Here is a 14,356-nt window from a genome sequence, read left to right as displayed (position 1 = left end):
CCCTTACGGGGCGCCCCCGAACCGTCCCGCGGGCCCCGTGCTAGTCGCCCGCCGAGAGTCGCTTCCGCACCACCGCGGCCATCGCGTACGTGTCGCCCGAAGGGCGGGTCGCCAGGTGGCCCGCATCGTGGGCCCAGGTGTTCTCGATGGTGAACCAGTCGATCTCGGCGGGGGCGCGGCCCTCCGTCAGTGCGGCCCGCAGCTCCTTGAAGTACCGCTCCCAGCGCAGCCGGTAGAGGCCGCCGACAAGGCCCGCCCACTCACGGTTGGCGTAGTCGCGCAGGCCCGCGTTCGCGCCCTCGCGCGTGCCCCAGACCGTGAGCAAGGAGAGCTGGTCGTAGGCGAGTTCGGTGCGTTCCTTGGCGGTGGCGCCCCATGCGCGGGCATCCGCGACCCAACGGCCGAGCAGGTGGTCGGGATCGGTGGCGACCAGGCGGTCAAGGAGGTCCATCAGGGCGAGCCAGTCGCGGGTCAGCCGGTCGAAGCGGGCCGTGTCCCCGACGCCGTACGCCTCCTTGATCCGGGGGAGCAGGACGCGGCTGCGGTTGGAGAGCGCCTGTCGGGCGACATCGAGGAGGTCTCGACGGTACGCCGAAGAGGTGCGCAACTCACGGCGTACGGAGAGCAGTTCGGTCAGAGCGGGCTCGAACTCCGCCGGGTCGTAGCGCATCTTCTCGGGCGACCATGCGGCCGCCGAGGTCGCGGACAGGTCGGGGCGCGCCCCGAACAGACCGTCGGCGCCCTCGGTCCATTCGTCGGCGCGGGTCGTGCCGTAGGCGGTGCGGCGCAGGATGTCCCAGGCGGCGGTGGCGTGCGGGTCCCGGGCTCCGTAGCGGGCGCGGGCCCACGCGTCGAACCAGCTCTTCAGGTCCAGGTCGTCGCCGGACATCCAGGCCAGTTCGGAGAAGAGCTCGAATGCTGCCGGGTTGTTGTCGGCGGCCTCCGGCATGAGCGCGATGCCGCGCATCGTGCTGCCGTCCTTGGTGCGCCACTTCTCGTAGAGCGTCGCCCAGTCGGGGGTGTTGGCGCCGAGGACGGTGTGTCCGCCGAAGTTCCAGATGGAGCCGAAGGTGTACGGCGTGGCGCCCCAGTCGGCCTCGCGGTCGGTGACGTGCGGGAAGCGGTCGGAGAGGCCGTCGACGACGAGCATCCGCTGTTTGTCGACGGCGTCGGTGATGGCCTTCGGGGGATTGTGCTGCCAGCCGAGGATGACCCAGGTGGCGCCGGGGTGCGCGGTGCGCAGCGCCTTCTCGACGCCCTTCGCCGCCTCGCCGACGGGCACGTCACCGGGCTTTCCGCCCTCGTGCAGGAGGTCCATCTTGTACATCGCGGTCGGGCCGAGGAGGGCGTCCTGCGCCCGGTAGAACGCCTCGGCGACGCGCGCGAAATGGCCGGTGCGCGGATCCAGCCAGTCCGGTCGCGGGAAGCCCACCCAGTCACCCTGCGGAACCGTCTGCGCGCCGGGGTTCCTGTCGGCGAAACCAATCGGCACGGTGCCGTAGTAGCCGGGCAGGACCGGCGTCATGCCGAGCTCGCGGAGCCGGTCGCAGATGCGGCGGCCCAGGCGGGCGCGGGTGTCGAGCAATTGCCGCGATACGGGGTGTGGGAACGACGACATGTTCTGCAGGAGCCACCACGGCTGATGGGCGGGGCCCGGTATCCAGGCGCGCAACTCGTCGTCCGAGTACCCGAATTCCTGGAAGGCGCGGTGCTGGACGGCGTCGGCGCCGACGTACACGAGGACTTCGTTGTAGCCGTGCAGCGCGAGCACGTCGATCTCGCGCTCCCAGTAGGTCCAGTCGTGGTACGCGCCGGTGTAGCCGTCGTTGGTGTCATTGAGTACGAAGCGGTGGGGCACGTTGGCCGTGCCGGTGAGCGGTGACGCGGGCGCGGGGAGCCGCCTCGGCAGGTCGGTCTGGCTGCCCGCCCAGGTGATGTTGGCGTGCGCGGTGTGCTTCAAGTAGTGGCGCAGGCCCGCGAGTTGAGTGGCGGGGCCGGTCGCTGTGATGGTGATGAGGCCGCGTTCGCCGGTCACCTCGAAGGAGTCCTCGGCGCGCGGCTCCTTGGGGACGGTCCTGAACGTGATCTGGTCCCAGTGGCGCGGGAGGAGGCGTCGGGCGGCCTCGGCGGCGGCCGTCCGGCGCGGGGCGGGCGCACCGTCGGCCGTGCTGCCGGAACAGGCGACGGCTGCGGCACCGGCTGTACCGGCAAGGCCGGTGAGGAGGGTGCGGCGGGGGAGTGGCATACGGGCTCCGTGGTCGGGAGTCGGGAGGGATGCGGTGCGGTGCGGGTGCGGGTGCGGGTGCGCGGTGCATTCCGAGGTGTCTCCTCCCCTCCTTGATCCCTTGGCACGCCTGTTTCGGGGCGTACTTGAGGGCGTCCTTGCGGGCGTCCTTGCGGGCGTACTTGAGGGGGGCTTAAGCCGGTGCGGGAAGACATGCTTCCCCTTCGGGCGGCGGAGCAGACTGGAGCTCCAACGGCCGATGGCCGACAGCTCACAGACAACAGTCAACGGGGGAGACCATGAAGCGAGGACGAGCGCCCGCGCACGAAAGCGGCGCCGCCGCCCCGGCGGGACGGAGCGTACTGGAGGGGGCATTCCTGCTCCTCGACGAGCTCGCCAGAACGGGCGACGCGGGACTGACCGACCTCGCGGCGGGCGCGGGTCTGCCCAAGGCCACCGCGCACCGCCTCCTTGACCAACTCGCCGCACTCGGCGCGGTGGAGCGCGATTCCGGCCGCTATCACTTGGGTGCGGGGCTGGCCCGTCTGGCGCGGTCATGGGGTGTCAGTCACCCCTTGGGCAGGGCCGCCGTCCAGCCTCTGCGGCGCCTCGCGGCGGCGACCGGGGCCAGTGTGGCCCTCGCGGCTCCCGTCGGCACCGACATGGTGATCGTGAGCGGGATGCCCGGACCGGCGGACGGGGCCTTCCCGTATCTGCCCGGTCTGATCCTGCCGCCCGGCAATGCGGCCGAGGCCGTCATCGCCGCGACCAGGCCGGTCACGGCGCCGCCGCCGGAACGCTCCCCGGCCGAGTGGGCCCGCCGCCTGAGCAAAGTGCGCGAACACGGTGTGGACCTGCACCACTGCGAGGACGAGAGGGCCCTGTCCTGCCTGGTGGCGCCGGTCTACGCACCGACGGGCAGGGCCGTCGCGGCCATCGGTGTGTGCTTCGCCGGGCACCGCCTCCCCTCCGCCACCACGGCTGACGCGGCCCGGCGCGCGGCCCGGATGCTCAGCGCGAACCTGGCACACCGGCCACGCTCCCGACGGCTCTGAAAAGGCACGCTTCGACGGGTGTTCCGCTGAATGGACCGGAATTTGGGGGTTCGGTCGCTCGCGAGGAACGCTGAACGAGTCGCATCCAGAAGGGTGGATGTAGCCCAACTCGCCCATAAGTCAAGCGAGTTGGCTAGACGTACATCGCGAGTACGACCATGAATGGGAGAACAACCATGACCACAGTCAAGGCCGGTGACGCCGTCGCCCCCCAGCTCGTCAGGAGCACGCAGGAGGAGGCTCAGGACGGCAGGGTCGAGGCGGTCGGCGGCAACGTGGGTGAGGTCTGGCGGGCCGCTTGGTGGTGGGGCCCGGGGAACGGCACGTGGAATCTGCCGATCGACTGGAGCGTGATCAACCCGAACTCGACCGTCATCATCACGGCTTCCGAGGTCGACGGCAACGGCGTGAGGTTCGTCGGCTCGGCAGCGTTCGACGTGTCGAGCATCGCACCCCGTAACGGTCAGGTGATATTCAAGATCAACATCGGCTGGGGCAGCGCGATCCCGATGCGTACGGATGTCCTCGTCATCAACTGACATCAACTGACATCAACTGAGGTGTCCTCCAGCAGTTGGTGCCGCCGCCGTGCGCGTCCCCGCACGCCACGGCGGCGGCGACCTCCAGCCCTCGCTCTCCAGTCCACGCTCTCCAGCTCTCGCCCTCCAGTCATCGGAGCGATAGAGGCCCGATAGAGCCTCGACAGGCAACCGCGCCACAGATCACGCCAGTTGAAACCGTCGGCAGTCAATCTCCGGGCCACTGACGCACCCGTTGACATCCGATGTATTCACTCCTACGTTCCCGTGCGACCCCCCAACCCAGGGAACCCCGGGAGCCGCCCCATGCGCCACAGAGCCACTGGACCCGCACTCGCCCTGCTCCTCGCCGCCACCCTCGCGGGCACGGCCGCCCCCGCCGCGACCGCCGACCCCAACGATGCCCCGGCCCCGAAACCCCCGGCCACCGCCGACCCCGGCACCGACCACGCCGTGGACGACCCCTTCACGGCCGACCGCACCAATTGGTTCCGCCAGGACCGCTTCGGGATGTTCATCCACTTCGGCGCGTACTCGAACCTGGAGGGCGAGTACAAGCGGCCCGACGGGAGCGTCTGCCGGGACGCCGAGTGGATCAAGCGGCAGTGCGACATCCCCATGGCCGCGTACGAGAAGCAGGCGCAGAACTTCAACCCCGCGGACTTCGACGCGAAGGCCGTCGTCAAGGCGGCCAAGGATGCCGGGATGCGCTACATCGTCATCACGTCCAAGCACCACGAGGGCTATGCGATGTGGCCGACGAAGGTGAACGACTGGAACCTGCGCGACCACTCCTCCTTCGACAAGAACCGCGACATCCTCGCCGAGCTCAAGAAGGCGGCCGACGACGCGGGCATCAAGCTCGGCTTCTACTACTCGATCTGGGACTGGCACGACAAGGACTTCGCCGACCCGGCCACGTTCCCCGCGTACGAGAAGCGCATGTATGCCCAGCTCAAGGAGCTGGTGGACAGCTACGACCCGGCGCTGCTCTGGTTCGACGGCGAGTGGGACACCGACAACCCGCACAACCCCTGGACGGCGAAGGACGGCGAGCGCCTGGAGTCCTACCTCCGCGGCCTCGACCCCGACCTGGTCATCAACAACCGCGTCGGCAAGCGTCGTGTGGTCGACGGCGACTACGGCACCCCCGAGCAGGAGATCCCCGGCGCCCCGGTCGACGGGCAGCTCTGGGAGTCGTGCATGACGCTCAACGGCCACTGGGGCTACGCCCGTTACGACGAGAACTGGAAGTCGGGCCAGACCTTGACCCGCAACCTCCTCGCCACCACCTCGCGCAGCGGCAACTACCTCCTCAACGTCGGCCCCGACGCGCGCGGCCGCGTCCCGCAGCCCTCCGTCGACCGCCTGAAGCAGATGGGCGACTGGCTGCGCGCGGACGGTCAGGGCGACGCCGTCTTCGGCGCCCGGTACGGCGGCCTCGTCGAGGAGCCCGCCTGGGGGTCGGTGAGCCGCAAGGGCGACAAGCTGTACGCGGCGGTCACGCGGTGGCCGTCGGCGGGCGGGTCACTGCACCTCAAGGCGCGTACGGACTTCAAGGTGAAGTCGGCCAAGGTCCTCGGCAGCGACCAGCGGGTGACGGTCACCAAAGCGGGCGACGGCTACGACATCGCACCGTCGGGCGCCGCCACCAACGAGACCGCGACCGTGGTCGAGCTGTCCGTCGACCCGGGACCCACGGCCCGCCCCGGCCGCGGCACGGGCCTCAAGCAGGAGATCTTCGACAACGCGAAGCTCGAAGGTGCCCCGAAGATCACGCGCACCGACGCCACGCTCAACCACGCGTGGAAGTACACCGGATCACCGGCGGCAGCCATCCCCAGCGACCACTTCAGCGTCCGCTGGACGGGATCGATCGTGCCGCGCCGCTCGGAGACGTACACGCTGACCACCGTCTCCGACGACATGGCGCGCGTATGGATCGACGGCAAGCCGGTCATCGACTCCTGGACGCCGCACGAGCCGAAGCTCGACAAGGCCCAGGTGAACCTGACCGCGGGCAAGCGTCACACCATCAAGGTCGAGTACGCGGAGCAGACGGGCGAGGCCCATCTGAAGCTGCTGTGGTCGAGCCCCGGCCAGGAGCAGCAGATTGTTCCCCGTTCGCAGCTGTACATGCGCTGACGGGGCCCACTTTCTGAAAATCGGGCCCCAAGTCCTTAATTCCAAGGACTTGGGGCCATCGGCCGAGGGACCAATGGCGGGCACTGGCCCTCCCCGGGGGCGGCAAGGTTGATCGACGTCCGTCCCAGGTGCCGACTGAAAGAGTGACTGCAACGTGAGCGCGCCCGAAGCCCCTGAACTACCGGCACCCCCCGCTCCCGAAGCAGTGGCCCGCCACCGTGCGCTCTTCCGCGCGATCCACCGCCGCAAGAATCCGCGGCTGCGCCAGTCCGACATCACAGTGACCGAAGAAGCTCAGGTCAAACGTGCGGTGAAGGCGACCGCGCTGGGCAACGCCATGGAGTGGTACGACTTCGGCGTCTACGCCTACCTCGCCGTCATCATCGGCAAGGAGTTCTTCCCGTCCGGGAACGACACCGCGCAGACCCTCTCCTCCCTGGCGACCTTCGCCGCCGCCTTCCTGGTGCGCCCCATCGGCGGCATGTTCTTCGGCCCGCTCGGCGACAAGGTCGGCCGCAAGAAGATCCTCGCGCTCACCATGATCATGATGTCGGCGGCGACGCTCGCCATCGGCCTGATCCCCAGCTACACCTCGATCGGCGTCTGGGCACCGGTTCTGCTCGTCCTCTGCCGCATGGTGCAGGGCTTCTCCACGGGCGGTGAGTACGGCGGTGCGGCGACCTTCATCGCCGAGTACGCCCCCGACAAGCGCCGCGGGTTCTGGGGCTCGTTCCTGGAGTTCGGCACCCTGATCGGTTACACCGTCGCCGCCGTCCTCGTCACCACCCTGACGATGACGCTCAGCGACGCGTCCATGCAGTCCTGGGGATGGCGCATCCCGTTCATGGTGGCGGCCCCGCTCGGCCTCATCGGCCTCTACCTGCGCCTCAAGCTCGACGAGTCGCCCGCCTTCCAGAAGATGGAGGAGAGCGGCCCGGCCGCCGAGCGCGACAAGAAGTCCTTCAAGGACTCCTTCTTCGGCCAGTGGCGCGCGATGCTGCTCTGCATCGCCCTCGTCGCGGCGTTCAACGTCACCGATTACATGCTGCTGTCGTACATGCCGACCTACCTCACGCAGCTCGGCTTCGGCGAGACCGGCGGCCTGATGTCCATCGTCATCGTGATGCTGATCCTGATGGCGCTGATCAACTCCGTCGGCCGCCTCTCCGACCGCATCGGCCGCAAGCCGGTCCTGATGGCGGGCTCGATCGGCTTCTTCGTGCTCGCGCTCCCGGCCTTCCTCCTCATCAAGCAGGGCGGAACAATCTCGGTCTTCGCGGGCCTGCTCATCCTTGGCCTGGCCCTGGTCTGCTACCTGGGCGTCATGTCCTCGTCGCTCCCCGCCCTGTTCCCCACGGACGTCCGCTACGGCTCCCTGTCCATCGGCTTCAACATCTCCGTATCCCTCTTCGGCGGTACGACACCGCTGGTCGTGGCGGGCCTGATCAGCGCGACCGGCAACGACCTGATGCCCGCGTTCTACACGATGCTCGCGGGCCTGGTCGGCATCATCGCCGTCGCCGCGATGAAGGAGACGGCCCGCCAGCCCCTGGAGGGCTCCCCGCCGTCGGTGGGTTCGGACGAGGAAGCGCGGGAACTGGTGGAGACCCAGCGTCAGTCGCGGGACGCGTAGCTCACGAAGCGCGCCCATGCGCGGGGCTCCAGCGCGAGTTGGGGTCCCGTGGGGCGCTTGGAGTCGCGGATGTGGATGGTGGTGGGGCAGGGGGCGATCTCTACGCAGTCGTCGCCGGAGCCGCTGCTGTAGCTGGATTTGCGCCAGGTGAGGGCGACCTCTACGCAGTCGCCGTCACCGCTGCTGCTGAAGCTGCTCTTGAACCAGGCCAGTCCAGGGGTGCTCATTACGCTCCTCGCATCCGCTCCAGCAGGCTCGCCGAGTCTGCAAGGGTGTGAGCCTGTGAGCGCATCCTGGCATACCGCGCTTGAAGCACGCTGATCTCTTTCGGCTCGGAGATGAACTGGCCATTGCGCTGCCCCTCGTTGTAGGCGAACCATTTGTTCTCCGGGGTTTCGAGGAGCTGTAAGGGACCGGCCAGGCCCGCGTGGCTACCGCTCGCCAGAGGCATCACCTGAACCTCGATGTTGCGGCGCTCGTTGAGCTCGAGGATGTGCCGGATGGCTTCCTGGGTGACCTCTACCCCGCCCACGTGGCGTAGGAACAGGTGTTCTTCCAGGATGAAGCTGAAGGCAGTGTTGGGGCGGTCCGTCAGCAACTTCTGCCGCTCAGCTCGCGCCGCCAGGTGACTCTGAATCTGCTCGTCGCTCAGGGGTGGGAGCTGGTCGACGAAGAGCGCCCGAGCGTATGCCTCGGTCTGCAGAAGGCCGGGAATCATGCGGCATTCGTACGTGTAGAGGCTTACCGCCTCCTGCTCCAACTGCGCCCACCGCCGGAACCAAGAAGCCAGCCCCCGCTGCCGCGACAACTGCGTCACCGTCACCCGCAGCGTCCCGAACGCGTCGAGCGCCGCCTCGCACCGTTCCACGAAACGGACCGGCGGAAAGCGTCTGCCCTGCTCGATCGAGGCGAGGAAATGGGCCGAATAGCCGATCTCCGGGGCCAGGGACTCCTGGGTGTACCCGGCGTGTTTGCGAAAGCTCTTCAGGACCGCACCGAAGGCCTTGAGCCCATCGGTCGGTTCTGGCTCGTTACTGCTCGACGTACTTGACGACATCACGGGTATCCCCTGACGCTCGCTTACCGGTCCCCGCCAACCCGCCCATGGTCACGTTCGGTTACCCGTACTGTCCACTGTTCGCACTCGTACAATTACGCAGCGTACGAGTTTTGTGCCTGGTGGCCCCTGGGGCGCGGGACCACGGTTGGCGCATGCCGACCGAAGCCCACTCCGTCCACCCCGTCACCGCGCCACGCGAGGTCACCGAGCGCCTGAGTGCCACCCCGCGAGGAGCCCGCCTCGCCCGCAGGCTGGCCAGGTACCACTTGGACGGCTGGGGAATCCCGTACGACAGCGAACTCTCGGACACCGCAGAGACGATCGTCGCCGAGCTCGCCGCGAACGCCGTGACCCACGGCCGCGTACCGGGCCGAGACTTCGAGCTCCGTGTGACGCTCCGCGCGGACACGCTCCGTATCGAGGTAGCCGACACCCGAGCCGAACGCAGGCCACCGGACGTACCCGAACTCCCGGCGCCTGAAAGGGAGTCGGGTCGGGGGCTCGTGATCGTGGCGGCGATGGCTGAGGAATGGGGGGTGGAGGAGCGGGGTGTAGGTAAGACGGTATGGGCTCGGCTGGCCCTCACGGAGGGGGAGCGGAAGCTGGTGGTGGGGGCCCAACACCCGTGAGGCGGAAGGGGGTTGGTTCACCGTGTGTACATTCGGGTGGGGTGTTACCGGACGTGTGGCGTATGCCTGGCCGACACGGAGGGGCCCCAGTCTCCTGCAAGATCCATCCGTTCCCGGAACGAGGAGACATCGCGTGACCAGACACTGTCCGACCCGTCGAACAATCGGTTCGGTCGTCCTCGCCCTGACGACCGCCCTCGCGGCGAGCTCCGGCACCGCTGCTGCCGCCCCCGCCGTGGCCGCCGACCCGCTGCCGGGGATAATCCCTCGGTCCGAGACCCCCGTCCTGCACGACGACGACGCGGGCGGCAACGCCGACGCCGACGACCCGGCGATCTGGCGCAATGCCGCCGACCCGGCGCGCAGCCTGGTGATCGCCACGGCGAAGGAGGGCGGCCTGCGCGCGTACGACCTGGACGCGCACCCCGTGCAGTCGGTCGCGGCGCCGCCCGCCACCGACCCCGACAACGCGCCGGGCCGCTTCAACAACGTCGACCTGGTGCACGGCCTGAAGCTGTCGTCGGGCCGCACCGACCTCGCCGTCACCAGCGACCGGGGCAATGACCGGCTCCGCTTCTACCGCATCGACCGCGACCGCTCCGGCGGCCCGCTCACCGACGTCACGGACCCGGCGGCCCCGCCCGTCTTCTCCGCCGACCAGGCCGAGATCAACGAGCAGCGTACGGCGTACGGCCTCGCGACCTGGCAGGACAAGGCCACCGGACGCTCGTACGCCCTGGTCAGCCGCCGCGAGCGGACCAGCGTCGCGCTCCTCGAACTGATCCCGGGGAGCGGCGGCAAGGTCACGTACCGCAAGGTCCGCACGCTGGACCTGCCGTCCTCGTTCCGGCTGCCGAACGGCACATCGTGGAGCCCGTGCGCCGAGCCGGGCGAGCTCCCGCAGGTCGAGGGCATGGTCATCGACCCGTCCAACGGCACGCTGTACGCGGGGCAGGAGGACGTCGGCATCTGGCGTCTGCGCGCCGACCTGACCGGCAAGCCCCAACTCGTCGACAGGGTACGGGAGTACGGCACCCCCGGCGTCTACGACGAGGAGACCGAGGAGTGCGCCCCGGGCGCCGACCCCGGCTACGGCGGCAAACGGATCGCGTCCGACGTGGAGGGTCTGACCCTGGTCGCCGAGTCCGACGGTGACGGCTACCTGCTCGCCTCCAGCCAGGGCGACAACACCTTCGCCGCGTACGACCGCGAACTGAGCGACCACAACGAGTACGAGGGCGGCTTCCGCGTCACCCCGGCGGGCGGCGCTCTCGACGGCTCCGAGGAGTGCGACGGCGCGGCAGCCCTGAACGAACCGCTCGGCCCGAAGTACCCGCACGGCCTGCTGGTCGTCCAGGACGGCCACGACGCCCCCGGCGACGGCGACCGCCCGGCGACGAACTTCAAGTTCGTAAACCTGGGGAAGGTCGTAGAGACTCTGGACGGCTGACGCCGGCTCAGAGCCGTCGGTCGGGTTAACCCCCCTGTTGACCGACCGGCACGCCGTATGGTCCCGGGCAGGCCGATCGGGGATCGTCGGTTCCCTGGCGCAGGGCGCGTACAGGGAGGGGAAGACAGTGCGACACGGAAGTTCCAAGGCCGCGACGGTGACTGTGGCCGTGGCTCTGGCCGTTACGGGTGGCGCGTTGGCGCCCGCCGCGGCGGCCCAACAGCCGACCGGGCGTCCGTCGGCGTCCGTCGACGGCGTCTGGCGCGTGGAGGGCTACGGCGCCTTCCTGACGATCGATGGCGGTCGGCTGAGGGAGTACCAGACGACGAAGATCAGCTGCCTGAAGAGCGACTCCGCGAAGCGGACGGGGCCCGGCACGTACCGCGGTGCCGACGGGACGGTGCTCACGATCAGACCGCAGGGATCCCGGCACGCCTCCCTGCACGCGGCCGGCTCGGCGGGCGACCGGGAGCTGCGGCGCGTGGGGGGACTCCCTTCGACCTGCGACCGCGACCGCCCGATGCCCAAGGGCCCGGTGGCGGCGTTCGACGTGTTCTGGCAGTCCTTCGAGGAGAACTACCCCTTCTTCGCCGCCAAGGGAATTGACTGGCACGCCGTGCGCGACACCTACCGGCCCAAGGTGCACGCCGACACGACGAGGGGCGAACTCTTCGCCGTGTTCAGCAAGATGGTGAAGCCGCTGTACGACGCGCACGTCGCCGTTTTCGATGGCGAGCTGAGCTTCTACCAGGTCCGCCCGGGGACGACCGCGCCCAGTGAGGAGCTGGACACCAAGGTCAAGAAGTACATCGTGCGGCGCGATCTCAAGGGCGAGAAGCCGCGCGAATTCGCGGGCGGCCGGATCAGCTACGCGGACCTGCCCGCCGCCGCCTCCGGCAAGCAGGGCTATCTCCGTATCTCCGGGTTCGCCGGGTACAACCGGAAGGACCCCGCGTACGCGGCCCAGCTCGCCGAACTCGACAAGGCCCTCGACGCCGTCCTCACCCCCGAACGTACCGCCGCCCTCAAGGGCCTGATGATCGACCTGCGGGTCAATGGCGGCGGCTCCGACGCCCTCGGCCTGCACATCGCCGAGCGGCTGACCGACGAGGCGTACGTGGCGTACCGCAAGCGCACCCAGTACACGCGCCCGCAGCCCGTCCCCGTACGGCCCGCCAAGAACGTCCCCCGCTACACAGGCCCCATCGCCCTGCTGACCGACGGTTCGACGGTGAGCGCGGGCGAGACCTTCACCCAGGCCCTCATGGACCGCCCGGGGAAAACGGTCCGTATCGGGCAGCCCACCCAGGGCGTCTTCTCGGACGTCATGGCCCGCAAGCTCCCCAACGGCATGGAGGCCTGGCTCCCGAACGAGGAGTTCCTGACCAGCTCGGGCCGGACCTTCGACGGCACGGGCATCCCGCCGCACGTGCGTACGCCCGTCTTCACGAGGGAGGAGTTCGAGAAGGACCGGGACTCGGCCTTCGACAAGGCGGTCGCGATTCTCCGGGACTAGCGGGTTCGACGGGGCGGGGCCACCGCGCACCGGCTCCGCCGACTCCGCAGGATCTACCGACTCCGCCGACTCCGCCGACTCCGCAGGATCTACCGGAGCTACCGGAGCTGGAAAGAGTCGGCCAGCGTGTCGAGTTGGCAGGACAGCAGCGTGGCGCCGTCGTGCCCCATGCCGGTGAACTGCCCGGACACCTCCAGGCTGATCACCCCGTGCATCTGCGGCCATGCGAAGAGGGCCCCGGCCAGCGCCACCGCGTACCGGTCCGCCGCGAGGTCGGGCGCCTGCTCCCGTACCCATGCGGCGACGGTTTCGTCACTGGCCACCCACTGGTGCGTCTGCTCGATGAGCGGGGCCACGGAGGCGGTGGGCCGGGCACCGGCGAAGACGCCGAGGAACGGGCCGAGGACGGCGCGGGCGCTGTCGAGGGTGTCGGCGGGCGCCGTGTAACCGGGCACGGGCGTGCCCCCGATCAGCAGGTAGCGGTGGGGGTGGGCGACGGCCCAGTCGCGGCACGCGGCGCCGAGCCCGAGCAGCCGGTCACGCGCCGGTTCCCTTACGGACCGTCCCGCCGCTGCCCCGACGGCCGCGGCGAGGTCCGCGTAAGCGTCCCTGATCAGTTCGGTGAGGAGGGCGTCGCGGCTGTCGAAGTACCGGTACAGCGCGGGCCCCGAGAGGCCCACCTCTTTGGCGATGCGGGTCAGCGCGATGTTCCCGCCGCCGCCCTCGGCCAGCTGCCGCCAGGCGATTTCCTTGATCTCGCCACGGGTCTGCTCGCGGTAGCGGGCCCTGGGGCTGTCGCCTCGCGGGCCACGGGTGCCGGCCACCGGCCGCCCCTCTCGTCGTGGCCCGCGCATCGGGCCAGTGTGTGACTCACTCTAACTTTCCCGTCACCTCGTAACCGGCGCGTCTTGCTAGCCTTACTCGCAAGAGTTACGGTCTCTAACACAAGCGATGGGTCGTAGCCATCGCCCTGTGTCCATCCGTGTCCATCCGTGTCCATCCGTGACTGCCCGTGACCGTCCGTCGAAGGGATCGCCATGACCGCCGACAACCCGTCCGCCCCGTCAGCACTCCACACCGTCCTCGGTGCAGGCCCCGCGGGGACCGCGCTCGCCGAGGAGCTGGTGCGCCGCGGCCACCCCGTACGCCTCGTCGACCGCTCGGGTGACCACCCCGGCCTCGTCGGCGTGGAGCGCTTCACCGCCGACGTCAGCAGCGCGGAGGGAGCCCGCGCCGCGGTGGCGGGCGCCGCCGTGGTGTACCACTGCGTGAACGTCGGCTATCACTTGCAGGTCGAAGTGATGCCACGTATCCAAGAGGCGGTGCTCGGCGCGGTGAGGGAGAGCGGGGCGCGGCTTGTCGTCCTCGACACGGTCTACCCGTACGGCGAGACCCGCGGTGCGGTGATGACCGAGGACTCGCCGTGGAACGCCACGTCCCGCAAGGGCCGGATGCGGGCCGAGCTCGATTCCGCGTACCTGGACGCGCACCGTGAGGGTCCGGCCCGGGTGGTGCTCGGCCGCTCGGCCGACTTCTTCGGCCCGGGGGTCCTCAACTCGTCGCTCGGTGGCGCCGTCTTCCCCGGCGCGTTGAGCGGCGAGGACGTCGCGGTCATGGGCGACATCGACCTGCCGCACAGCTACACCTACATCCGCGACGTCGCGGCCGGTCTCGCCACTCTCGGTGAGCGCCCTGACGGCGACGGCCGCGTCTGGCACCTGCCGACCGCTCCGGCGCGCACCACGCGTGAGGTCCTGAAGATGGTCGAGGAGCGGGTGGGGCGGGCCGTGCGGCTCGTCGCCGTCGCGGAGGCGCGGCCGTTCGGGCCGTTCGACGAGCGGTTCATGGCCGAGTACGCCGAGATGTTCTACCAGCACACCGAGCCGCAGATCATGGAATCGGCCGCCTTCGAACGGCACTTCGGTGTCCGGCCCACGCCCCTCGCCGAGGCGCTGGACGCCACTTTGGCGTGGTACGAAGCGTGGTGGGAAGCCCGGACCGGCACAAGCAGCGGGGTCCGGTAGGGCTGGCTCAAGTCGGCCGCTGTGTGCTGCGGACGTCGCTCTCGCACGGAGTGGCGGGCGCTGCTTCGCGCTACGGGGCTG

General features: G+C 69.6%; 12 protein-coding genes. 8 read left to right on the top strand and 4 right to left on the bottom strand.

The genetic code is table 11. From position 1 onward, the window contains the following. Positions 1–40 precede the first annotated feature (40 nt). Positions 41–2,245, bottom strand: a complete 2,205-nt coding sequence (locus tag ABZ953_RS28205) for an alpha-N-acetylglucosaminidase (RefSeq protein ID WP_361729173.1) — start codon at positions 2,243–2,245, stop codon at positions 41–43. Between the two features lie 278 nt (positions 2,246–2,523). Between ABZ953_RS28205 and ABZ953_RS28200 the strand changes: the two genes are divergently transcribed. The 4 genes from ABZ953_RS28200 (at position 2,524) to proP (ending at position 7,596) form a co-directional block, all read left to right on the top strand. Then, complete coding sequence (locus tag ABZ953_RS28200) at positions 2,524–3,279, top strand: helix-turn-helix domain-containing protein (protein ID WP_361729170.1); 756 nt, start codon at positions 2,524–2,526, stop codon at positions 3,277–3,279. 176 nt (positions 3,280–3,455) lie between these two features. Continuing rightward, positions 3,456–3,818 carry a hypothetical protein gene (locus ABZ953_RS28195; RefSeq protein ID WP_361729167.1) on the top strand — a complete coding sequence of 121 codons (363 nt, stop codon included), beginning with the start codon at positions 3,456–3,458 and terminating at the stop codon, positions 3,816–3,818. Positions 3,819–4,124: 306 nt separating this feature from the next. Continuing rightward, on the top strand, positions 4,125–5,963 hold the full coding sequence (locus ABZ953_RS28190) for an alpha-L-fucosidase (RefSeq protein ID WP_361729165.1): 1,839 nt from the start codon (positions 4,125–4,127) through the stop codon (positions 5,961–5,963). A 154-nt stretch (positions 5,964–6,117) separates the two neighbouring features. After that, the gene (gene proP / locus ABZ953_RS28185; RefSeq protein WP_361729162.1) at positions 6,118–7,596 is read left to right on the top strand and encodes a glycine betaine/L-proline transporter ProP; all 1,479 of its coding nucleotides are present in this window, start codon (positions 6,118–6,120) and stop codon (positions 7,594–7,596) included. Here proP and ABZ953_RS28180 read toward each other — a convergent pair. Both ABZ953_RS28180 and ABZ953_RS28175 read right to left on the bottom strand, forming a co-directional pair. Then, entirely contained in the window at positions 7,578–7,823 is a 246-nt protein-coding gene (locus ABZ953_RS28180; protein ID WP_361729159.1) for a DUF397 domain-containing protein, read from the bottom strand. The genes proP and ABZ953_RS28180 overlap by 19 nt on opposite strands. Next, positions 7,823–8,653 carry a helix-turn-helix transcriptional regulator gene (locus ABZ953_RS28175; RefSeq protein ID WP_361729156.1) on the bottom strand — a complete coding sequence of 277 codons (831 nt, stop codon included), beginning with the start codon at positions 8,651–8,653 and terminating at the stop codon, positions 7,823–7,825. Before ABZ953_RS28175 ends, ABZ953_RS28180 begins: the two co-directional genes overlap by 1 nt. Positions 8,654–8,808: 155 nt before the next feature. Between ABZ953_RS28175 and ABZ953_RS28170 the strand changes: the two genes are divergently transcribed. From ABZ953_RS28170 to ABZ953_RS28160, 3 genes are all read left to right on the top strand, one after another. Continuing rightward, positions 8,809–9,285, top strand: a complete 477-nt coding sequence (locus ABZ953_RS28170) for an ATP-binding protein (protein WP_361729153.1) — start codon at positions 8,809–8,811, stop codon at positions 9,283–9,285. A gap of 133 nt (positions 9,286–9,418) precedes the next feature. Then, on the top strand, positions 9,419–10,735 hold the full coding sequence (locus ABZ953_RS28165; RefSeq protein WP_361729150.1) for a phytase: 1,317 nt from the start codon (positions 9,419–9,421) through the stop codon (positions 10,733–10,735). 169 nt (positions 10,736–10,904) lie between these two features. Next, the gene (locus ABZ953_RS28160) at positions 10,905–12,251 is read left to right on the top strand and encodes a S41 family peptidase (RefSeq protein ID WP_361729148.1); all 1,347 of its coding nucleotides are present in this window, start codon (positions 10,905–10,907) and stop codon (positions 12,249–12,251) included. Positions 12,252–12,349: 98 nt separating this feature from the next. On the opposite strand, the gene ABZ953_RS28155 is transcribed toward ABZ953_RS28160, so the two are convergent. Next, on the bottom strand, positions 12,350–13,075 hold the full coding sequence (locus ABZ953_RS28155; protein WP_361729145.1) for a TetR/AcrR family transcriptional regulator: 726 nt from the start codon (positions 13,073–13,075) through the stop codon (positions 12,350–12,352). Positions 13,076–13,288: 213 nt separating this feature from the next. On the opposite strand from ABZ953_RS28155, the gene ABZ953_RS28150 reads away from it, so the two are divergent. Further along, a complete protein-coding gene (locus ABZ953_RS28150) occupies positions 13,289–14,275 on the top strand; it encodes an NAD-dependent epimerase/dehydratase family protein (RefSeq protein WP_361729143.1) in 987 nt (328 codons plus the stop codon). The last annotated feature ends 81 nt before the right edge of the window (positions 14,276–14,356 follow it).

Source organism: Streptomyces sp. NPDC046465, assembly GCF_040646035.1.
In the GTDB taxonomy this organism is placed as follows: domain Bacteria; phylum Actinomycetota; class Actinomycetes; order Streptomycetales; family Streptomycetaceae; genus Streptomyces.
The sequence above is the reverse complement of the archived record's forward strand: the minus strand, read 5'-3'. Positions and strand labels throughout refer to the sequence as shown.